A 21,243-nucleotide genomic window follows, 5' to 3' on the forward strand; every position below is an offset into this window, starting at 1 on the left:
CGGCCAATCATAGGATTGGCCTTTTTTATGACTGCGATTAATTCATATCCATCTCTGGCAACTCACTTAAGAAGCCGCAAGCCCTGCTGCCGCCCTAAAATCCGGGTGCTGTTCATCTAATAACTGCAAGCTCGCAAAGTCGCGATATAAAGGCGATGTTTGCATCAATTGGCCATGGGTGCCGCTGGCTATGATTTGGCCCTTATCTAACACTATTATGCAATCGGCATTCATGACTGTGCTTAAGCGGTGGGCTATGATGAGGCTAGTTTTATGCTGCATTAACTGATCAAGGGCTTGCTTCACTTTGATTTCACTAATGGCATCGAGCGCGCTGGTGGCTTCATCTAACAGTAAGATGGGGCGGTCGGCTAATATGGCGCGAGCAATGGCAATCCGCTGTTTTTGTCCACCGGATAAACGCACCCCCCGCTCACCTAAATAAGTGTCATAGCCTTCAGGGAAATCGGCAATAAACTCATCCGCTCTGGCGGCTTTGCAGGCTTGCTTTACTTCATCAAGGCTTGCGTCTGCGCGGCCATAGCGCACATTTTCCAGCACGCTGGTGGCAAAAATAACTGGGTCTTGCGGCACTAAGCCAAATTGTGCCCGCAGTTGCTGCAAACTTAACTGCTTAATATCAATACCCGCCAAGCGAATGCTGCCGCGCTGCACATCATAAAAGCGCTGTAGCAAGGCTAAAATACTCGACTTGCCAGCACCACTTGGCCCCACTAACGCGACTTTGCTACCTGTGGCAATATGCAAGTTTAAGTCACTAAATACGGGGTTTTCTTGATGATTTGGATAACTAAAGTGCACTTGCTCAAAGTGAATATCTAAGCTGGCTGAGTGCGGTAACGTGGTTGGCATCGCTACTTGCACTAATTCACTTTGAGAGTCTGCAAGCTCAATTAAGCGCTCGGTGGCGCCCGCTGCGCGCTGAATATCACTAATGACTTCACTAATAGTGGCCATAGCGGTTGCTACCATCACGGCATAAAACAAAAAGGCCGATAATTCGCCGCCACTTAACTGACCATTCATGACTTGAAAGGCGCCATACCAAGTGACTAACACTATGGCGACAATGGATAAAAACATCACTATGGCGATAAGCAGCGCGCGATACTTAATGCGCTCAGTCGCCGCCTGCATTATGGTTTGGGTTTGCTCAGCAAAGTGACGTTTATCTATGCTTTCATGGCCATAGGCTTGCACTGTATGAATTTCATGTAAGGTTTCATCTATGTAAGCGCCAAGCTCTGCCACCTTGTCTTGACTGGTGCGGGATAACTGGCGCACGCGCTTACCCAGCAAGATGATGGGGCCAAATACCACAGGTACGGCTAAAAGTACCAAGGCAGTTAATTGCCAACTGGTAAAGGCCATCATCACTAAAGCGCCAATGGCAGTCACACTTGAGCGCAGCGCCATAGATAAGCTGGAACCTATAACGGTTTGAATAAGGCTGGTATCGGCAGTAAAGCGACTAATCACTTCGCCAGTGCGCTCTTTGGCATAAAACGCGGGGGAGAGTTGCAATAATTGCTGATAGATGTGCTGGCGAATATCGTTAGTCACGCGCTCACCTAGCCAACTCATTAGATAGAAACGGCAAAAAACTGCTGTGCTACTTATGCTGATAATGATGAGTAATGTCAGCATCACTTGATTAAGCGCCTCTGTCTCGCCGCGACTAAAGCCGTTATCAACTAATAATTTAACCCCTTGGCCTAAAGATAACCAAGCGAAAGAACCCACCAATAAACACACTAAGGCAGCGATGACTTTATTTCGATATGGCTTAAGAAATGCAGCAATCCAGCGCAGTACCGCAGGCGTGTTTTTAAGGGGGATGCGCGCAGTGTCAGCGGTTTGATTGATGGCTTTATGCTGGCCCGCAGTGGACGCGCTTACTTTGACAGATTCTGTTGAGCTTAAGTGGTTCGACTCACTCATTCGGTATCCTTGGCGATAGTGCAGGCACTTAACTGACGTCTGGGCGTGTTTAGGTGAATAGGGTTGAAAATGGCTAGGTTATTGAACACAGAGAGCTTGTTAAAAACAGCTAGTTTGTTACACAGATTGCTTGTTATACAAAGGCATTATGACACTAGTTTGCACGGTTAGGCGTGAGTGTTTTCATTATGTTCAGATGATAGATAGTGCATCAGTGTGCAAGAAGGGCGTGCGCATAGCAACAGTGAAATGACAGCAATAACGCTAGAGCCACCACGGGTATCAGCACGGATCAAGGCTCTAGCGCTATCGGTTTTTATTACGCAGGGCTAAGGGGTTGCGCTACGCCATGTTGACCTGCGTTTTGCCAACTCACTTCTAATAACTCATCACCACTTAGCTTAAATGCTTGGCCAAAGCCTTTAACGTACAGACCTTGCTGCGGCCTTAATTGATAAAGATTAAAATCGGCCAGGGCGGCAAGTTCAGCGATCATGTCGCCAAATCGCGCGGTTAAGGCGGCAACCCCTAAGTTAAAATCAGGGTTATCGCGGCCAATGCATTTGGCATGAGCATCAAAGGTAAGACGCTTGCGCGCAAATACGGTTTTGGCTTCGCTTTCGTCTTCAAGCAGCATGACAGACACTAAGGATGATTGCTTTAGGTTCATGCCGTGGCGCGCCATATCGCTAACCAGAATATAAAAACCTTTATCTGCTAATGCATAAGGCGCATAGCTTGCGTTAGGTAAACCATGTTGATCGCAAGTGGCGAGCTGCAAGGTATGGCGGCTGTGTTTAAATTGATTAATTTCAGGCAATAGTTTACTGGCTAAACGTTCTTGCGTGTGGTTTTCAGCCTGCTGTTCATCGATGCGTTGTTCAATACGGGTTGTCATTGTGGCCTCTATTTGTCCTGCACTGCGGCGAGCCGTCAGTTGCTATGATTTCGATTTAACAGTCTGCGGTTAACTGTTTAAGTTGATTGAAATTGTGTACTTGTTCTGGGAATAATTCTCCCGCTTGATCTCGCCCTAAATAAATCTTGAAAATGACATCGCCACTGGCCGCAAAAAAGCAGATGGCATAGCTTGCTCGCCCGCGCAGAGGGCGGCTTACGAGCGCAATGGCGGCAAAGCTTGACAGTAACAAGTGGCCATACATGCCATCGTGCTTACTGTAGAGATTAAAATACCCGAGCCCGAGTTTGCCTTTAGGGAAAGGGCCTTTAAATTCAAAAACATTACCTGCGAGCAGCACTATGGTCATTAAGTTGCCCCACTCTGGCAGGGCTTCAAGTAACTCTTGCGCCAGCGCGCTTGGCAGCCAATGCACTTGCTGTGGCGGTAAATGCTGATAAATCAAGAGTTCACTGACTTCAAGCTTTTGGGCGAGATCACTTGGGCTTGCTTGGGGTTCTGCCTGCAAGGTGGCTATTATGTGGTGGTTAATCATATTCATAGTGAGCCTTAGAAAGTAAAGCGCGCGGATAATTTGAAATTACGGCCTTGGGAGTACAAGGTCTGCCATGCTTGGCGGTAATACTCATCGGTTAAATTGTCTATGCCAGCATCTAGGCGTAAACCGTTTAAGCTGCCACTTGATGGCTCCCACGCGACATAGACGTCCCATAATCCATAAGCGTCAAAGTCAGTGTGGCTTGAGGTACTTGGCAGCTTATTTTGGCTTGCGGTATACATGTAGCGCGTGCCTAGAGTGACATCGTTACTCCACAGGCCTTGGCTTAAGTCGATGGTGAGCTTATTAGCCGGAATGCTCTCTAAATATTCGCCGGTAGCATTATCTGTGCCTTGAGTTTGACCATAGTCGAGGCTTAGGTGTGTTTGCTCGATGCGATAGCGCGCATTAAATTCAAAACCTTGTAATTTCGCGTCTTGCACGTTATTCCAAGTGGTTGTTTGCTCAAAGCCTGGGATGCCCATGAGCGGATTTTCAACTTGCTGAATAATGAAGTCATCGATGTCATTGCGAAATAAGTTAAGGCTCAAGCTTAAGTCATCATCACCCATGAGCTCGCTTAACTGCACTTGCGCTTTTAACTCTTTATTGCGAGCGGTTTCGGCTTGTAGGTCGGGGTTGATTTTAAAGCGGTTACATAATCCATTGGGTAAAAAGCCTGGGATGGATGGAATGCAGTAATGGCTACCGGTTGAGAACATCTCGGTCATGCTCGGGGCGCGAAACGCCTGATCGTAACGAGCGCTTAACGTGAGCCACTGAGCGGTTTTCCAAGTAAGCCCCACAGATGGCGACCATTTATCATCACGACTGGATAAATCTAAGCTGTCACTGGTGTTGTTAAAGCTATCGTATCTTAATGCTGGGCTTAAGGTGACATGCTCAAGCAGTGGAATATCGGCCTGAATAAAGCTGCCCCAAACCTTAGCGTTGGCGTCAATATCATCGGGGCGTTGGCCTACTTGGCCGCTGTCATCGCGCACTGTCGATAATTTATCTTGATAGCCATCAAGACCGTAAATAAAGGCTAGCTCGCCAAAGCGTGAGCGATTAACCAAGCTAAAGCCTAAGGTTTGATAGTCAGTGTTGTCGGTTTGTTTAAGTGCGATGCGCTGTTCATCATACTTAGCTTGGTTGTAATACAGCTTGGCATTGCCATCGAGTAACGCACTGCTGCTTGATTGGAACTGATAATCAAGACTTAGGTGCTTATCGTCAGTATTGCGCTGCACTAATGGCACGCTGCGGCCAACGTCTGCACCTGGGTTACTTGGAACCAGTTCATTAATCTGATTAACGCGCCCGGTTAATTGCAGGCGATTAAGATCATTGGCTTGCCAGCCAAGTTTAGCCATTGACGAATAACCATTATTACCACTGTGTTGTAATTGCTGGCCGTTGCCTAAATCAATGTTATTTCCATCAAAGTAAGCACCATTGACTAACCAATCCCAAGCATCATCTTGTCCAAAGAGCGCGCCGCTGGTTTTGGTTCTATCACCATTGGCTTCATAACCTTGCTTGATATACCCGCCGAATGATTGCTCGTCCTCTAAAAAATCTTTAGCTGAACGGGTATTTTGCGCCACTACGCCGCCAATGGCGCCGCTGCCCCACAGGCTGCTGGCAGGGCCGCGAATGACTTCGATGGATTTGAGCATTTCTGGGTCTAAAAAGTAGGTGCCTCTATGGCCTGAACTGGTGTTTTGCCTGGTGCCATCAACAGTTTGCAGCACTCTATCACCGCCAATACCACGAATTTCAACGGCTTGACTGCTCGCTCTTGGGCCATTGGTCACATTGACGTTGGCAGCCCCAGCGAGCGCTTGTGGAACTGACTGAGGTTGAGTCACTGCGATTTCTTGCTCATCTATCACAGCGACCGAGCGACTTGAATCTGAGGCTTGCTCTTCAATGCGACTTGCGCTGACTAAGACTTCAGTCAATGTTTGATTTGGGCTGGTGGCATGAGCCAAAGGGATGAGATTAAGTCCTGCTAAAACGGCCAAGGTCAGAGGTTTTACCGACATGTACAATATCCTTTTATGATTAAAATCAGCGCAGTAGCGATAAGCCTCAGCCTTGTTGTTCCGCAGTAGTTGGGCGTTATTGGCAGTGTTCACTCGAACGTCACGCACTCTACTTCAATATAAATAATAGATCAAATGATAATTATTACCATTTGTATTTGAGCTAATGCTTGAGTATCCTAATTAGCGAAAGCTTGGGCATAAGCTGATGTTAAGGGTGAGATAGTGATTGATTTTGATTGAGAAACTAACACTTGAGTCCTTGCTAGCGCGGCATTAACTCATGTGGCTTAGCTCATGTGGCAGCAACTTGGAGTGGTGATTAGCATGGAAGCTTGCATGCCTAAAAGCACGGATAGGGATACTTGGTTACTTTTGGCTGGGAGAGTGCGCTGTGACGCCTAAACGCTATTTATTATGTTCGCCCTTGGCGCTGGCATTGTGCGCTATAGCATTTGCCCAGCACTCAGAACCTATGGCCATTAAATCTGGGGTAGGCCATGAGGTAAGCCAGAGGTTGCAATTGCAGTTAACTGCGGCAACGACTCAGATAAAATCTGAGTCAGCATCTGAACCAATAGTTGCTGCCGTTTCGCATGCGCATGCGTTAAGCGCACCAAGCTCACCAAATAGCTCAATAGTGACTAAAACGGCAGAAAAACCACTCGAGACAGGGGTTCATAAGCCAGTAATTAATCCAGCAATGACCTCTGAACGCTCTGTGCCATCAAAGCCATTCAGCAGTGAAGCTAGGCCTAAGGCTCAGGCCAGTAACAATGCGCCAGCGACTGAAACTGTCCAAGATGATGAGGCTACGACAGTGCTTAATGAGAGTGCGCTTGCGCTTAATGAGGCCGCAAAAGTTAATAGGGTTGAACCGTTAACTGCCTCAAGTCGTATGCCAAATTCAATGTTAGACAGTAGTGCCAATGCGCAGCCTCAGTATTTATCTCAGCCTCAATCAAAGGCGGCGCCGGTGTCACTCAGTAAGGCAGATTATGCCAGTGCGCCAACGCCGCCGACGTATCCCAAATTAGCAAGAAAGCGTGGCCTTGAAGGCACAGTGCAGCTTGAAGTGTTCTTTAACCACTATGGTCAAGCGCAATCGCTGTCTGTGCTGACTAGCAGTGGTCATCGAGTATTAGATGAGGCGGCACTGGCCGCGGTAAAAACATGGCATTTTTTGGCACCAAATCACTTAAGCGCGGGTTTGTTTCGCGTCGAAGTGCCGGTTCGTTTCGCTCTAAATTAGTAAGGAAATTCAATGTTAGCTGCTGATCTCAATCTAGGCGTGCTTACTTGGCCGCTAGTCTGCTGCGCCTTAGTGACCTTGGTCATTATTGTTGAGCGCTTGGCTTTTATACTGGTTAATTTGCGCCATCGACCTCAGTTTTTTCGCCAGCAATTGCAGCAAATTATTCCGGTTAAGGTTTCAAGTTTAGCCATTGATAAGCTTGAATCTTGCGCCAGTACGCGCCAAGACATGCTGGCCCGAGGTAGCCTAATGTTACTGCATAGCAAAACCCATCACCGCCGCGATCGCGAAGCCTTAATGACCTTGTGGCTCGCCAAAGAGCAGCGGCAATTATTGTTTGGTATCAAGGTGCTACAAGCCATAGGTGTCATCAGTCCTTTGCTTGGCCTATTAGGGACAGTGCTTGGCCTCATTGACATGTTTGCTGGTTTAGGCCAGAGCGCTGGCCCCATTACTCCCGCCATGTTAAGCGCAGGTCTTGGCCTTGCCATGAATACTACGGCCGCAGGCTTAGTGATTGCGCTGCCTGCACTAACGTTTTCACAAATCATGAATATTTGGGTGGTAGATACATGTCGGCGCACCGGGCATGGCTTAACTGAGCTTAATTTATGGCTTGATGGCGTGCATAGCAAGGCGGGGTTAACACCAGAGCTTGCTGTATATCATGGGGGCACGCAGTGATAGAGCTTGATAAAGGCGCGGATAATCAAGAGCTCAGCATAGATTTAACCGCGCTTATCGACATCATTTTCATCTTGTTAGTGTTTCTAATGCTGACCGCCAACACCCAATTATTAGCTTTGCCGGTTGATGTGCCCACGAGCGGCGGCGAGCAGGCGCAAGTATTAGCGCCTAAGCCCAATATCAGTGTGAATGTGATGGCAAAGGCGCCGTACTGGGCGATTGATGGCCACAGCTATGCAGCCTTTAGTGATTTTAGTGCTGAAGTTGCGCGGCGCTTAACTGTGGAGCCAGAACTTGAAGTGATAGTTGCCGCCGACAAGCAGGCCGAAGTGCAGTTGTTGCTGCAATTGCTTGCCATGTTACAGGCACACAAAATTAGTCAAACCCAAATTTTAATGGAGCCATAAGCGCCGAGTGCGCGCGTTTTGGCTAACAAGGAGATAACTATGTTGAGGTTGTTGGTGAGTGTATTGTGCTTGTCATCGTGGATGTGTGTTGCAGCTAATGCTGCCAGTACTGAAGTTAGTGCAGGTGTTAGTGCTAATGCCAAGGTAGTGGCGGCGGGCGCGGGCGTAACTGAATTAATTTTAGCGCTCGATGCAGGTTCACAGTTAGTGGCCATTGATGCCAGTAGCCAAGCACCTGCTGATTTGTCGCTAACCACTTTGGGCTATCACAGGGCCTTGTCGGCCGAAGGTATTTTGGCGTTGCAACCTAGCGTATTGATTGGAACCGCTGAAATGGGGCCTAAAACCACCATAGATAGAGTGCGCGCCGCTAGGGTAAATGTCGTGCAATTGCCTATCCCCACTAACTATTTAAGTTTGCTGAGTAATATTGATGCGCTAGGGCGGTTACTCAGCAGTGAAACTCAGGCTCAACAGCTTAAAATCAAACTTGATCGCGACTTTGCGCTATTGCAGCAAAAGCAGCAGCAAGTAGCCCCCGCGGCGCCTAAGGTGCTGTTTATGCTAATGATGCCAGAGCGCCCAGCGCGAGTAGGGGGTAAAGGGTCAGCCGGTGATGTGATTATTAATTTAGCCGGTGGCAAGAATGCTGCGGATTTTGAGGGCTATAAAAGTGTGTCACAAGAAGGGATTTTAGCGCTTGATGCTGATGTGATTATTGTAAGCGTGCGTGATGAAACGCCAATGGATGCTAAGCAATTATTGCTGCAACAAATGCCATTATTGCAGCATGCCAAGGCGGTGCTGCAAGGATCTGTGTATCCCATCAATAGTCATGCCTTAATTGGCGGCTTGGGGATCAGCAGCTTACAAGCGGCCAATGAGTTAGCGGAACAATTAATCGACCTAAATTAACTGCTTTGCCAGTGCTTGTATTTAGGCACTCAGCATTCAAGCCAGATTAAGGATTATCCGTAGTGGCTAATTATTCTTTTTATCGAAATAGCGCACTAGTGCTGTTAGTGATTACCTGCATTATTTCTATCAGTGTTGGCCCACTAGCCATAGGTTTTGGTTCAGCATTAAAAGCACTGATCCATAGTTTGACCGCTATGGATGCGTTTGCCATAGCGCCCCACGAGCAAATGGTGATTGATAGCATACGTTTGCCAAGAACCTTGCTGGCCATGACAGTTGGCGCCATGTTGGCGCAAGCGGGCGCTGTGATGCAGGGCTTATTTCGCAACCCATTAGCCGATCCTGGCATTATTGGGGTATCTACAGGCGCTGCGTTAGGGGCGGCTATTTGCATAGTGCTCTTGCCTGTGGCGCCCGCAAGCTTACTGGCCATGGCAGCATTTGCGGGGGGATTAGGTACGACCTTATTGGTGTATCAATTGGCGGCAAGTCGCGATGGTACTTCTGTGGTGATGTTATTGCTGGCAGGCGTTGCGGTATCTGCCTTATTTGGTGCTGGCATTGGGGTGCTGACTTATCTTGCGAGCGATAGCGCCTTACGGGATTTAAGTCTCTGGCAAATGGGCTCCATTGCTGGCGCGAGTTTTGATTATGTGTGGCTCACTTTTGCTGTCTTAGTCATTTTATCTTGGCAATTTCAACGCCATGCGAACGCGCTTAATGCCTTGTTGTTAGGCGAGGCTGAGGCGCGCCATTTAGGCATAGATGTTGAGCGCTTAAAATACCGCATGATTTTATTGTGCGCCTTAGGTGTCGGCGTCAGCGTTGCTGCGACCGGTATTATTGGCTTTATTGGCTTAGTGGTGCCGCACATAGTCAGAATGCTATTAGGGCCAGATCATCGTCAGTTACTGCCCATGAGCGCTGTGCTTGGCGCGATATTGTTAGCCTTAGCGGATATTGGCTCGCGAGTATTAATGGCCCCCGCAGAAGTGCCTGTAGGACTCATCACCGCCTTAATCGGCGCGCCATTCTTTATCTACTTGCTACTCAAACAGCGCCATAGATTGGTGTAGAAACATTTATTGAGACAGAATGGTTTAACAAGAATGCTGTAGAACGAATGATTTTAGCGTAATTGAATTTTACCCTGTGCGCATCGCACTCGGCTAAGGAGTATGTGGTGGCTCAACATCAGTGTTTAACTATTACAGAGTTAAGTGTGCAGCAAGGCCATAAAGTTATTTTGCGCGATATCAATGCACGCTTTAGTTATGGCTCTTTTACTGCGCTGCTTGGGCCTAATGGTGCGGGCAAATCGAGTTTATTAAAATGTATTAGCCAAGATACAAAAGTGCATACTGGCAAGATAAGTCTTTATGATCGAGAGCTTACAAATTGGCCGCGCCTTGAGCTTGCGCGGCAAATGGCGGTATTGCCGCAATACGCGAGTCTGAACTTTCCTTTTACTGTGCAGCAAGTGGTTGCCATGGGGCTTTATCCCTTGAGCCTAGATATGAAGGCGGGGGAGGAGCGCGTTGCTGCCATGCTCGAGCAATTGCAGTTAACCCATTTGGCGCAGCAGAGCTATCCCGCATTATCCGGTGGTGAAAAACAGCGGGTGCATATTGCCAGAGTACTAGTGCAATTAACGCAAGCACCGAGGCCTGCGGTGTTATTGCTTGATGAGCCCACCTCGGCGCTCGATTTAGCGCAGCAACACAGGGTGTTAGGCTTATTGCAGACCTTAGCTAAAGAGAGGCCATTTTGCGTGATAAGTGTACTACACGATATTAATCAAGCCGCGCGATATGCTGACCAAATTATGGTGTTAAACCAAGGCAACATGGTTATTAGTGGCACTCCTAATGAGTGTTTAACTGCAGATTTAATTGAATCCGTTTGGGAATACCGCCCGCAAGCTATGTATGGCCATCTTGATTCGTTTAGCTCACTTCGCCCACCTAGCTCGTCTGCATCTGCGCCCGCGGCTATGTTCTTTTGAACGCGAAACGGCTTTTCATCAAGAATAACGTCTATGCTTGCTCTGCGGCGACTTAACTCTTACCCTTGCGCCATCAGAGTAAGCCGCGGAGCTAGCATGTCAAATCATACCCATTGGTCAGCCTTTATTGCCGCTGAGCAGCAGCAAGCCTATTTTAAAATCCTTGAGCAGTTTGTAGCTGTTGAGCGCCAAACTAAAACTATTTTTCCGCCAGCAAGTGATGTGTACCGCGCCTTTGAATTAACGCCATTAGCGCAAGTGCGGGTGGTGATTTTGGGGCAAGATCCGTATCACGGAGCAGGGCAGGCTCATGGTTTGTGTTTTTCAGTGCAACCTGGGGTGAAAACGCCGCCATCATTAGTGAACATGTATAAAGAATTAGCCACGGATATTGAGGGGTTTACTATTCCTCATCATGGTTTTCTTGAGTCATGGGCGCAGCAAGGGGTGTTAATGCTCAACACAGTATTAACCGTTGAACAGGGCAAGGCTCACTCGCACGCCAAGGCTGGCTGGGAAACGTTTACGGGCGCCGTACTTGAACTGTTAGATCAGCAAACACAACCGATTATTTTTGTGCTTTGGGGCAGTCATGCCATCAAGAAAGGTAAGGTGATTACTGCGGCGCATCACAAGGTATTAACTGGCCCCCATCCTTCGCCGTTATCTGCCTATCGCGGTTTTTTTGGGTGCCGGCATTTCTCGACTATCAATGAGTTACTGCTAGAAAACGGCCAAACTCCGATTGATTGGCAGATATAAGGCTCAAGCTTAGCTATTGGGCATGCTTAACGAGTGAGTTGTACTTAACGGGATGAACTTAACGAGATCAACTTTATGTGCTGAGCCTTATGTTATGAGCTTTATGTTATGGGCTTAGTGAGATGAGCTTAGTGAAGTCAGTTCATCTCACTAGATTTGCATCGATGAGGATTATCTAAGCATTAAGGAATGTGAGTAATCACGCTACCTGTGTTTGAGTTGTAATCTATGTAATAGCTATTATCGCGCTCTAACACGAAGCGGCATTGACCGGCTGCGGTATAATTGGCTTTATAGGTAGTCTTATCTGTCTCAGCAGCGTCTGATACGCTAGGCTCTGCGCCTGCAAACAATATGCGCCATACAGACATGCAATCGTCAACACTATCAAGGCTTGGGCTTTCTTCTACTGGACCAAGAAAATGCTGCGCTGGCCACCCATTGGCATTGATATCTAAGGTACCGGAGCGATCTGCATTGTTAGAGTAAATAGGTACATCTTCCATCGGGCCGGATGCGCCTTTAGCAATCCAAGCGCTATGAGCCATATCAACCGCCGATTTAAAAGCGCCGCCGACGCCTTTAACACTGGAGTCTAAGGCATCATTTTCAAGGTTAATAAATTTAGGCGCCGCAACAACCGCCAAGATTCCAAGGATAATAATGACGACTACGAGTTCAATCAGAGTAAAGCCTGAGTGTTTTTTCACGTTTATTATATCTTCAAAAGTGTTGAGCCATAACATAACATCTTTGTTGGTTAGGCTTAGATTTTTATCGTTAAGTGGTAAGACTTTATCCTTATTGGCAAGCTGGGTAAAGCAGTTGTTGGTGCGATTAGATATTGAGCGCTTACAGTTGATTAAAACGTTTGTGTCGTTTGTGGTGTTAAGTGAGTGCGGAAGACTGATTGATATGAGCAACAAGCCAAAGCACTGCTTTAACTTGTTGCTACTGTCATTAAGCTAATTAAGACAATATGCGCTTAATGATTACGGGCAACGGCTAGTTTAGCCAGTGACACTAATGCTGTTTTATAATCGCTATCGGGTAATACGCTTAAGGCATCAATGGCTTTTTGTGATTCTTCTAACGCACGTTGATGAGTGTATTCCAAAGCGCCGCAGTGACGCAGCGCAGCAATAATAGCATCGATATCCTTAGTGCCATCGCCGTGTTCAATGGCGTGACGGATCATTTCTTGCTCTGCTGGGCTGCCATGTTTAATCGCATAGATAAGTGGTAGCGTTGGTTTACCTTCTGCTAAGTCATCACCAATATTCTTACCTAACTCTTCTGCATCAGCGGTGTAATCGAGTAAATCGTCAGTGAGCTGAAAAGCCGTACCTAAATACTTACCATAATCACCTAATGCTTTTTCCCATGACTTATCGCTGCCAGCAAGTACGGCGACAAGTTGCGTCGCGGCTTCAAATAACTTAGCTGTTTTGCAATAAATCACGCGCATGTAGCTTTGTTCTGTGGTGTCTGGGTCATTGCAGTTCATTAACTGCAGCACTTCGCCTTCGGCTAACACGTTGGTGGCATCGGCCAGTACGGTTAATACCTTCATGCTTTCCAGCTCAGTCATCATTTGAAATGAGCGGGTATAAAGAAAGTCACCCACTAATACGCTAGCACTATTACCAAACATGGCGTTGGCGGTTTTACGACCGCGGCGCATGGTGGACTCATCAACAACGTCGTCATGCAGTAAAGATGCGGTATGAATGAATTCAATAATGGCGGCTAATTTAAGGTGAGCTTCGCCTCGATAATCAACAGCGCGGGCTGCTAATACTGATAGTAAGGGTCTTAAACGCTTTCCCCCACCATTGATAATATAGAATCCTAATTGGTTAATCAGGGCGACATCTGACTCAAGCTGCTTATAAATCAGTTGGTTAACTGCTTGCATGTCGTTGTCAGCAAGCTCGCGGATGGCATGTAAATCCATATAGACTCTGGTTCCAGGGAGGTGTAAATTAAGTTCAGCCCTATAGAAGGCTTTTTTATACAGCCAAATATAACTAAAAATGCTGGTACTAGACAGTAGTAGAAGCAGTATTGTGAGAGTTAAACCGATCTTTTTTTAATCTTTCATAATTTGCTCTTGCCTGATAGTACTTCTTCGCGTAAACTCCGCGACCATTGTCAATAAAGTTTTTTGAGCACCCTGCCGTCCCTACTAAGTGGGACCAGCGTGTCGCAATTTGGAGTGAAATAGCTATGTACGCTGTTTTTCAAAGTGGCGGTAAGCAACACCGTGTTGCTGAAGGTCATACAGTTCGTTTAGAGAAAATTGAAGTTGCTACCGGCGAAACTATCGAATTCGATCAAGTTCTGCTGATTGCTGATGGCGAAAACGTGAAAGTGGGCGCTCCACTGGTTGCTGGTGGCAAAGTTGTTGCTACCGTTATCAACCATGGTCGCGGCGAGAAGGTTATCATCCAGAAGTTTAACCGTCGTAAGCACCACGAAAAGAAAATGGGCCACCGTCAGTGGTTCACTGAAGTTAAAATCACTGCTATCAGCGCTTAATTAGGAGTCTAACTCATGGCACATAAAAAAGCTGGCGGTTCTACTCGTAACGGCCGCGATTCAGAAAGTAAACGTCTTGGTGTAAAGCGCTTCGGTGGCGAATCAGTTTTGGCTGGTAACATCATCGTTCGTCAACGTGGTACTAAGTTCCACGCCGGTGTAAACGTAGGTTTAGGTCGCGACCATACCTTGTTTGCTCTGACTGACGGTAAAGTTAAGTTCGAAGTTAAAGGTCCTAACAACCGTAAGTTTGTTAGCATCCAAGACTAATAGTCGAATTTGCTTAAACGATTAAGCCCCGCCATTGGTGGGGCTTTTGTTTTTGCTAGAGACAATAAAAAGCAATTGCTTTGGCGCTCTAGCCAAGATAGCAGTATAATTTCGCAAATGTTGGCGGCGTCGCTGTCACTCAAGGTGTGGTTTTTGCAGCATGGGCTTTCATGTCACTGCCAGAATTACCGCCTTATGCATAGTTAGTTAACGGTATTGGAATAGATATGAAGTTTGTCGATGAGGCAGTAATCAGAGTTGAAGCGGGCGACGGCGGTAGCGGTTGTGTGAGCTTTAGACGTGAAAAGTATGTGCCAGATGGTGGTCCCAATGGTGGTGACGGCGGTGATGGCGGTAATGTGTATTTGGTTGCTGATGAAAACCTCAACACGCTAATCGATTATCGCTTTGAGCGTTTTCACATGGCTGAACGCGGTAAGAACGGTAGCAGCTGTGATTGTACTGGTCGCGCTGGCGAAGACTTATTCTTAAAAGTCCCTGTGGGTACTCGCACTGTCGATGATGAAACGGCTGAGACTTTAGGTGACTTGACTAAGCACGGTCAAAAGTTACTCGTCGCTAAAGGTGGTTTCCACGGTTTAGGTAACACTCGTTTTAAGAGTAGTACTAACCGTGCTCCAAGACAAAAAACCTTAGGTACTCCAGGTGAAGTACGCAGCTTACGTTTAGAGCTATTATTGCTGGCTGACGTCGGTTTGTTAGGTATGCCTAATGCGGGTAAATCTACCTTAATTCGCGCTGTATCACGCGCTAAACCTAAAGTGGCGGATTATCCTTTCACGACCTTAGTGCCTAACTTAGGTGTAGTGAATCCACGCCCTGGTCAAAGTTTCGTTATTGCTGACATCCCAGGCTTAATCGAAGGCGCCGCTGACGGTGCTGGTTTAGGTATTCGCTTCCTTAAGCACTTAGAGCGTTGTCGTATTCTGCTGCATGTGCTTGATATTGAGCCTATCGATGGTAGCAATCCAGTTGAATCAGCGCGTGCTATCGTTGCTGAACTGGAAAAATATTCACCAAAACTTGCCGAGAAGCCTCGCTGGTTAGTGATTAACAAATCAGACTTAATGCTGGAAGAAGAAGTACAAGAGAAAGTTAATCAAATCGTGCGCGATCTTGATTGGCAAGGTGAAGTCTTCACTATCTCTGCTTTCACCCGTACTGGTACTGAAGCCTTAAGTTCAAAGCTGATGGATTACATCAACACCTTACCGATTGAAGATCGTCGTGTCGATCCGGATGCGGAAGTTGAATTTAAGTGGGACAACTATCATCAATCTAACCTCGAAATCGTTGAAGATGATCTCGATGATGAAGATTGGGATGAAGATGACTATGACGTTGAGGTCATCTACCAACGTTAATCACAGCGAGCTTAATGAGCTAAGTCTAATGTGTTCGAGTGGATGCATTAGACTCGTTAAGCAATTTGTCTGTGCTTAATCTTGAGCATCAAGCATGCGATAGAAGTTGGCAAGCGTTTAAAGATAAGAGCAGCGTAACTGCTCTTATCTTATAGAAATGGCTATCTTAGTGGATATCTTAAATAGCGGTAGTGTTCATAATTCTGTGTCATTTCAGTAAAATATTCAAAAACAGGAATGACACATGACCCAACCTTTTAACTTCGAACAAGCCCTTAAAGATCTGCAGTCAGGTAAAAGCCTCACAGGTAAAGACAGCATTCTTGGTCCACTGATCAAGCAACTCACTGAAGCGGCTCTCCAGGCTGAGCTTGAGCAGCATTTAGCGCATGATCCTCTGCCTAATCGTAAAAATGGCAAAACCCCTAAGACCATTAAGCATCCGTCCGGTAACTTTGAGTTAGACACCCCTAGAGACCGCAATGGCACTTTTGAACCTCAGTTGATTAATAAAAATCAAACTACGCTAACCGATGAAATCGAACGTAAAGTGTTATCGATGTTCAGTATAGGTATGAGCTATCGCGATATTAATCAACATGTTGAAGATATGTATGGGATCAATGTATCTAACGCAACAGTCAGTGCTATCACTGACAAACTCATCCCCGAACTTAAAGCGTGGCAACAGCGCCCATTAGATAGCCATTATCCTATCGTTTGGCTTGATGCGATACATTATAAAGTCAAAGAGGATGGGCGTTACGTCAGTAAAGCCGTTTACACATTGTTAGCGCTTAATATGAAAGGAAAAAAGGAAATTTTAGGGCTTCATTTATCCGAAAATGAAGGCGCTAATTACTGGCTATCCGTACTGACCGATCTTAATAATCGTGGTGTAAAAGATATTCTTATCGCCTGTGTTGACGGCTTGACCGGTTTCCCTGAGGCGATAGCCAGTATCTTCCCTAATACGGAAACACAGCTATGTGTTATCCACCAGATCCGCAACTCAATGAAGTATGTCGCCTCAAAACATCAGAAAGCGTTTATGGCTGATTTAAAGCCTGTGTATCGAGCCGTGAGTAAAGAAGCCGCAGAGATGGCATTGGACGAACTGGAGGCCAAATGGGGTGATGCTTATCCGCTGGTAATCAACTCTTGGCGTCGCAAATGGCATAATTTGTCCCATTATTTTAGGTACCCAGAACATATCAGGAAAGTGATTTACACGACCAATGCCGTTGAGGCGGTACATCGCCAATTTAGAAAGCTCACCAAAACCAAAGGTGCTTTTCCTAATGAAAATAGCTTGTTGAAGCTACTTTATGCAGGCATATTAAACGCCTCAGATAAATGGACCATGCCAATCCACAATTGGAGCCTTTGTTTATCTCAGTTAGCGATTTATTTTGAAGGGCGTTTAGATAGCGTGCTAGAAATTTAAAAATTAGCCTGACACAGAATTTTGAACGCCCTCCAGAATTTTGAACGCCCTCTAAATAGCCTCTTAGTTTCTCCATCAGTGTAATCAGTTAGCCCTGCCAATTATCCCTTCAAATACTTCACGTTTTGTTGCTCGTTAATCCTTATCCAAATCTAAGCCTTCAATAACCTCAAAAGCTCGTTACTTCCGCTATCCGTTTTGCTCTTTAGCATCGAATTAGTTTATCCTGCAGCCGTTTTGACTGTGATTGCCACTCTAGGCATGAATGGGTTCAAGCCAAATTATTCACATTCACTTTATTGTCGAGAACCTTGCTTTTGGTTAGGCTTTGCCATCTTTAGTTTATGATGTCACTCGACTCAGTATATAAGGAGCTCACAGTGCAGATAGCCATGATAGCGGCAATGGCCAATAATCGTGTAATTGGCAAAAACAATACTATGCCATGGCACTTAAAAGAAGATTTACAGCACTTTAAAGCCATGACCCTGGGCAAGCCTATATTGATGGGAAGAAAAACCTATGAATCGATTGGTAGAGCCTTACCTGGGCGCCTGAATATAGTCATGACTCGCGATGCATCATGGCAAGCCGCCGGAGTTACGCGAGTGAGTAGCTTTGATGAAGCAAAAGCGCTAGTGACAGAGTGTGATGAGTTAGTGGTGATAGGGGGAGGTGAGTTGTATCGGCAGTTATTGCCGCAGGCCGATAAGCTATATTTGACCTTGATTGATCTTGATGTTGACGGGGATACTCACTTTCCGGATTGGCAAGTATTCAATTGGGCGATTGAATCTGAAGAGCAACATCAAAACGATAGTGGCATAAAATATCGGTTTATCAATTTGCTTAAGCAAGGCTAGCTTGGATAGGTAAAACCTGAAATAGTAAAAAATTGCAGGCGCTGTGCTGATTGGCATAGCGCCGATACTTCATACTTATTCATGCCAAAGAATTCGCGTAGTTATGAGCGTTATGCACGTTATGGCTTAGGCTCAAAGTTACAGTACTTAACAGATATTTAAACAGGCAGTCAGCATGTAGCCCAGCAGCGCTATCTTAATGATTGTTGAGTAATGCGCTCGTTCTTTTCCAGATGATACAAAGTTAAGTGTTCACCCCAGCAGCAGCCGGTATCTAAGGCAAGCATGCGCTCATTATCGGTTTGTCCCATGAGGGCAGCCCAGTGACCAAAGATAATGTGGTAATCTTGGGGTAATTGTCCTGTAAAGGTAAACCATGGGGCTAAATCGTTGCTTTGAACTGTTTGTGGTGACTCTTTACATTCAAAATCGAGTGAACCATCGCGATGCAAAAAGCGCATGCGGGTGAGCGCATTAATGCAGTAACGTAACCTATCTACGCCAGTGAGTGATTCCGACCAGTTTTCAGCGGTTTGGGTATACATCTTGGCGATGAGCGCTTCGAGATAATCATCAGCCATGAGTGCTTCGCTCACTTGTTTTGATTCTCGTCGTAAGGTCTCAAGATCCCATTGCGGCGGCACGCCAGCATGAGTCATGATGATTTTATGCTCAGGTAATTCGCGCATTAACGGCTGACAGCGTAAGAAGTTGATCAAGGAGTCGCCATCTTCGGCGGCTAAAATTGGCTGGAGATTATCGCAAGCTTTTGCTTTTTTTAGACCAGCAAATACAGCAAGTAGATGTAAATCATGATTGCCTAGTACCAGATTGCCAGCATCCTCAAGGGATTGAAATAATCTCAGTACGGCTAATGAGTCCGGGCCTCTAGCCACTAAGTCGCCGACGGCCCAGAGTTGATCTTTAGAAGGATTGAAATCCACTTTATCAAGTAACAGGCTCAGCTCTTGATAACAACCTTGAATGTCTCCTACAAAATAGTGAGCCACAACATCTCCTAGTGCAGCAAACCCGGTACGGCTAATCTGAAAGGCTTAATCGCGGCTTGAAATCTCTCACCGGCCGCACTTTCCATCACGTAGGAGCCCTGCATAATACCAATAGGTGTTTCTAAAATGGTGCCGCTGGTATATTGGAAGGCCGAGTTCACAGCTATGGTAGGGGTTTCTCCAACCACGCCCGCGCCTTGGACTTCACTCTTATGGCCATTGGCATCGGTAATAATCCAGTGACGCGCCTTTAATGTCGCAGGCTGGTCACCGTGATTAATGATGGTGATGGTATAACTGAACAGGTATTTATCTTCACTGGGAGAGGATTGCTGCGCGTTATACTCAGTCACCACTTCAATAGATATCGAGGATTCCAGTCCGCTCATCCGCATTTCCTTTGCATTGTCCGTTAATTTAGCCGCGGCGACACACTAAGTTAGCCATAGCGACATATTGCTGCACACTGATTTGCTCAGGGCGTAGCGTGGCGTCGATATTTAAGCTCGCAAAGTCAGCATCATTCAATAATCCTTTGAGGTTATTGCGTAAAGTTTTACGACGCATATGAAAGGCTGTCGTCGTTACCTTTTGCATCACAGCAAGATCGTCACATGGCCATGGCTTAACTTCATAAGGCAGTAAGCGCACAACGGCAGAGTCTACTTTAGGAGCTGGTGTGAAGCTTTCTGGTGGTACTTCTAATACAGGTACCACTTGGCAGAAGTATTGGGCCATTACTGTTAAACGGCCATAAGCTTTGCAACCTGGCGCTGCTGATAAGCGTAACACCACTTCTTTTTGCAGCATGAAGTGCATGTTCTCAATATGTTCAGCAAACTCAAACAAATGGAACATTAATGGCGTAGAAATATTGTAAGGTAAGTTACCAAATACTTTTAATTTCTTGCCTGGCTGCAGGAGCTGCGCAAAATCAAACTGTAAGGCATCGCCTTGGTAAATAGTCAGCTTATCTTTCAGCACTGGGTGCTGCTTTAAACGCTCAACCAGATCGCGGTCTAACTCCACCACAGTTAAGTTATCAACGGCGTCAGCTACTGGCTCAGTTAATGCGGCAAGACCTGGACCAATTTCCACCATCACGTGGTCATTGTCTGGTGCGATTGCACCAACAATACGGTTAATAATGTTGTAATCGGTTAAAAAGTTCTGACCGAAGCGTTTTCTGGCCGTGTGGCCTAAATGGACTCTATTGCTCATGGATTTGTATAAATTCAGTTGGAGGCCAGTTCAATGGCCTTATTCAGGGCGCAGACTAAGCTGCCAGTGTCGGCTGTTCCTGTGCCAGCAAGTTCCAAGGCGGTGCCGTGATCCACTGAGGTGCGTATGTAAGGCAGCCCCAGCGTAATATTCACTGACTTCCCAAATCCCTGTGCTTTTAACACAGGTAAACCTTGATCATGATACATGGCCAATACGACATCGGCATCATCAAGGTATTTAGGTTGGAACAAGGTGTCCGCCGGCAATGGGCCGGTAATATTCATAGCGAACTCATTTCTGAGCTGATTGAGCGCAGGAATGATAATGTCAATTTCTTCGCGGCCAAGATGACCATCTTCACCCGCGTGCGGATTAAGTCCACACACATAGATTTTAGGATCGTTAATGGCAAATTTTGCTTTTAACTCTTGGTGCAAGATAGTAATTATATGCACTAATCTGTCGTGAGTGATGGCTTTTGCCACGTACGCCAATGGGATATGGGTCGTCACTAAGGCCACTTGTAAACCAGGGCAAGTAAGCAGCATTACCACATCTTGGCATTTTGCTTGTTGAGCAAAAAACTCGGTATGTCCGCTAAAGGGAATGCCCGCTTGATTGATAATGCCTTTGTGCACCGGACCTGTCACGACAGCGTCAAAATCGCCGCACATGTTGCGCTCGCCGGCGTATCTTAAAGTGTCGACCACATAAGCGCTATTATTTTCGTTGAGCTGACCGCAAATAGAGGGTTCTGCTAATGAAAATGGCTTTATGGTTAAGGTGCCAGCGCGCTGCGCCTTGGGCGCAACCTCTGGCTGATAGGGCTCTAAGGTTAATGGTAATCCTAACTGTTGAGCCCGATTCATTAATAGATCAGGATCGGCGCAGACAACCAATTGCGCATTCCAGTGCTGCTGAGCAATTTGGACAACGAGATCGGGTCCTATGCCAGCAGGTTCACCCGGAGTGATAGCAATGCGTTTGATTGTCAAAGTC

22 protein-coding genes are annotated in these 21,243 nt (G+C 46.4%); 12 read left to right on the top strand and 10 right to left on the bottom strand.

What is annotated here, in order from left to right; all coding sequences use genetic code 11:
• Positions 1-66 precede the first annotated feature (66 nt).
• The 4 genes from FJQ87_RS05195 to FJQ87_RS05210 form a co-directional block, all read right to left on the bottom strand.
• Positions 67-1,962, bottom strand: a complete 1,896-nt coding sequence (locus FJQ87_RS05195; protein WP_140931179.1) for an ABC transporter transmembrane domain-containing protein — start codon at positions 1,960-1,962, stop codon at positions 67-69.
• Between the two features lie 319 nt (positions 1,963-2,281).
• Complete coding sequence (hutZ, locus tag FJQ87_RS05200) at positions 2,282-2,860, bottom strand: heme utilization protein HutZ (RefSeq protein WP_140931181.1); 579 nt, start codon at positions 2,858-2,860, stop codon at positions 2,282-2,284.
• A 55-nt stretch (positions 2,861-2,915) separates the two neighbouring features.
• Entirely contained in the window at positions 2,916-3,422 is a 507-nt protein-coding gene (gene hutX / locus FJQ87_RS05205; protein ID WP_140931183.1) for a heme utilization cystosolic carrier protein HutX, read from the bottom strand.
• An 8-nt stretch (positions 3,423-3,430) separates the two neighbouring features.
• Positions 3,431-5,470: a TonB-dependent hemoglobin/transferrin/lactoferrin family receptor gene (locus FJQ87_RS05210; protein WP_140931185.1), complete on the bottom strand. Its 2,040-nt coding sequence runs from the start codon at positions 5,468-5,470 to the stop codon at positions 3,431-3,433.
• Between the two features lie 394 nt (positions 5,471-5,864).
• Between FJQ87_RS05210 and FJQ87_RS05215 the strand changes: the two genes are divergently transcribed.
• From FJQ87_RS05215 to ung, 7 genes are all read left to right on the top strand, one after another.
• On the top strand, positions 5,865-6,722 hold the full coding sequence (locus FJQ87_RS05215; protein WP_140931187.1) for an energy transducer TonB: 858 nt from the start codon (positions 5,865-5,867) through the stop codon (positions 6,720-6,722).
• A gap of 12 nt (positions 6,723-6,734) precedes the next feature.
• Positions 6,735-7,409, top strand: coding sequence for a MotA/TolQ/ExbB proton channel family protein (locus FJQ87_RS05220; RefSeq protein WP_140931189.1), 675 nt, complete (start codon positions 6,735-6,737; stop codon positions 7,407-7,409).
• Complete coding sequence (locus tag FJQ87_RS05225) at positions 7,406-7,819, top strand: biopolymer transporter ExbD (RefSeq protein ID WP_140931191.1); 414 nt, start codon at positions 7,406-7,408, stop codon at positions 7,817-7,819. The genes FJQ87_RS05220 and FJQ87_RS05225 overlap by 4 nt, the downstream gene beginning before the upstream one ends.
• Before the next feature lie 39 nt (positions 7,820-7,858).
• The gene (locus FJQ87_RS05230) at positions 7,859-8,734 is read left to right on the top strand and encodes an ABC transporter substrate-binding protein (RefSeq protein ID WP_140931193.1); all 876 of its coding nucleotides are present in this window, start codon (positions 7,859-7,861) and stop codon (positions 8,732-8,734) included.
• Between the two features lie 62 nt (positions 8,735-8,796).
• A complete protein-coding gene (locus FJQ87_RS05235; protein WP_140931195.1) occupies positions 8,797-9,813 on the top strand; it encodes an iron ABC transporter permease in 1,017 nt (338 codons plus the stop codon).
• 107 nt (positions 9,814-9,920) lie between these two features.
• Positions 9,921-10,742, top strand: coding sequence for a heme ABC transporter ATP-binding protein (locus FJQ87_RS05240; RefSeq protein ID WP_240778842.1), 822 nt, complete (start codon positions 9,921-9,923; stop codon positions 10,740-10,742).
• Between the two features lie 96 nt (positions 10,743-10,838).
• Complete coding sequence (gene ung, locus FJQ87_RS05245; RefSeq protein WP_140931199.1) at positions 10,839-11,504, top strand: uracil-DNA glycosylase; 666 nt, start codon at positions 10,839-10,841, stop codon at positions 11,502-11,504.
• Positions 11,505-11,686: 182 nt separating this feature from the next.
• Here the strand turns inward: ung and FJQ87_RS05250 are convergent, their stop codons facing one another.
• A complete protein-coding gene (locus FJQ87_RS05250; protein WP_346763954.1) occupies positions 11,687-12,214 on the bottom strand; it encodes a type II secretion system protein in 528 nt (175 codons plus the stop codon).
• Between the two features lie 275 nt (positions 12,215-12,489).
• A complete protein-coding gene (gene ispB, locus FJQ87_RS05255; protein ID WP_140931203.1) occupies positions 12,490-13,461 on the bottom strand; it encodes an octaprenyl diphosphate synthase in 972 nt (323 codons plus the stop codon).
• A gap of 272 nt (positions 13,462-13,733) precedes the next feature.
• Between ispB and rplU the strand changes: the two genes are divergently transcribed.
• The 5 genes from rplU to folA all read left to right on the top strand — a co-directional run bounded on the left by rplU (position 13,734) and on the right by folA (position 18,010).
• A complete protein-coding gene (rplU, locus tag FJQ87_RS05260) occupies positions 13,734-14,045 on the top strand; it encodes a 50S ribosomal protein L21 (RefSeq protein WP_140931205.1) in 312 nt (103 codons plus the stop codon).
• A 15-nt stretch (positions 14,046-14,060) separates the two neighbouring features.
• Positions 14,061-14,315: a 50S ribosomal protein L27 gene (gene rpmA, locus FJQ87_RS05265; RefSeq protein ID WP_140931207.1), complete on the top strand. Its 255-nt coding sequence runs from the start codon at positions 14,061-14,063 to the stop codon at positions 14,313-14,315.
• A gap of 227 nt (positions 14,316-14,542) precedes the next feature.
• Entirely contained in the window at positions 14,543-15,700 is a 1,158-nt protein-coding gene (cgtA, locus tag FJQ87_RS05270) for an Obg family GTPase CgtA (RefSeq protein ID WP_140931209.1), read from the top strand.
• A 244-nt stretch (positions 15,701-15,944) separates the two neighbouring features.
• On the top strand, positions 15,945-17,147 hold the full coding sequence (locus FJQ87_RS05275; protein ID WP_140931107.1) for an IS256-like element ISSod4 family transposase: 1,203 nt from the start codon (positions 15,945-15,947) through the stop codon (positions 17,145-17,147).
• Between the two features lie 380 nt (positions 17,148-17,527).
• Positions 17,528-18,010 carry a type 3 dihydrofolate reductase gene (gene folA / locus FJQ87_RS05280; protein WP_140931211.1) on the top strand — a complete coding sequence of 161 codons (483 nt, stop codon included), beginning with the start codon at positions 17,528-17,530 and terminating at the stop codon, positions 18,008-18,010.
• 191 nt (positions 18,011-18,201) lie between these two features.
• On the opposite strand, the gene FJQ87_RS05285 is transcribed toward folA, so the two are convergent.
• From FJQ87_RS05285 to pdxA, 4 genes are read right to left on the bottom strand one after another with little or no spacing between them, the layout of a single operon-like run.
• Entirely contained in the window at positions 18,202-19,020 is an 819-nt protein-coding gene (locus FJQ87_RS05285; protein ID WP_140931213.1) for a symmetrical bis(5'-nucleosyl)-tetraphosphatase, read from the bottom strand.
• 8 nt (positions 19,021-19,028) lie between these two features.
• Complete coding sequence (apaG, locus tag FJQ87_RS05290) at positions 19,029-19,409, bottom strand: Co2+/Mg2+ efflux protein ApaG (RefSeq protein ID WP_140931215.1); 381 nt, start codon at positions 19,407-19,409, stop codon at positions 19,029-19,031.
• Between the two features lie 28 nt (positions 19,410-19,437).
• Complete coding sequence (gene rsmA, locus FJQ87_RS05295) at positions 19,438-20,241, bottom strand: 16S rRNA (adenine(1518)-N(6)/adenine(1519)-N(6))-dimethyltransferase RsmA (RefSeq protein ID WP_140931217.1); 804 nt, start codon at positions 20,239-20,241, stop codon at positions 19,438-19,440.
• 14 nt (positions 20,242-20,255) lie between these two features.
• Positions 20,256-21,239, bottom strand: a complete 984-nt coding sequence (gene pdxA / locus FJQ87_RS05300; RefSeq protein WP_140931219.1) for a 4-hydroxythreonine-4-phosphate dehydrogenase PdxA — start codon at positions 21,237-21,239, stop codon at positions 20,256-20,258.
• Positions 21,240-21,243: the final 4 nt, after the last annotated feature.

This window comes from Shewanella sp. SNU WT4, assembly GCF_006494715.1.
In the GTDB taxonomy this organism is placed as follows: Bacteria; Pseudomonadota; Gammaproteobacteria; order Enterobacterales; family Shewanellaceae; genus Shewanella.